Annotated in this window: 1 protein-coding gene and 1 other RNA gene; one reads left to right on the top strand and one right to left on the bottom strand. The window is 64.0% G+C overall.

Translation table 11 applies throughout. The annotated features are described in order from the left end of the window. Window positions 1-95: a transfer-messenger RNA gene (gene ssrA, locus HA630_RS00065) on the top strand; the annotation flags it as partial. Between the two features lie 127 nt (window positions 96-222). Here ssrA and HA630_RS00060 read toward each other — a convergent pair. After that, the coding region (locus HA630_RS00060) for a ferritin-like domain-containing protein (protein ID WP_166831947.1) at window positions 223-450 on the bottom strand (228 nt) is incomplete at its 5' end.

Genomic DNA, 450 nt, shown 5'->3' with positions numbered 1-450 from the left:
CGGCTGGTCCGACGAGATCAAACCAGACGACTACACATGTAGAACTGCGCGAAGAAGGCTTGCGGACGGGGGTTCAAATCCCCCCAGCTCCACCACCTTGCAACCGAAAAACCCCTTGAGAAATCAAGGGGTTTTTCTTTTGAGCGCGCATTTTCCGTTGATTGGCAAGCTGTCACCGCCTGCCCGTGTGGAGCGCCAAGCCGCGACGGCGTTGGCCGTGGATCACGCGCCGAACGACAGCGCGCCCGGAGGCAAGGGGCGGCCCAGGGCGTTGCTCAGCACCGTGTAGTGCATGGTTTCGTCGGCGGCGAGGCGGGCGGCCACTTTGGCCAGGTCGCGGTTGCCCAGGGACGGGATGACGCTCAGGTAGGCGTTGGTGGCCCCCAGTTCCAGCCGCGCCGCCAGGTCCAGCACATCGGTCTGGTTTTTCAGGGCGCCAGCGTTCAAGGC

Source organism: Aquabacterium sp. A08 (assembly GCF_011742065.1).
The sequence above is the reverse complement of the archived record's forward strand: the minus strand, read 5'-3'. Positions and strand labels throughout refer to the sequence as shown.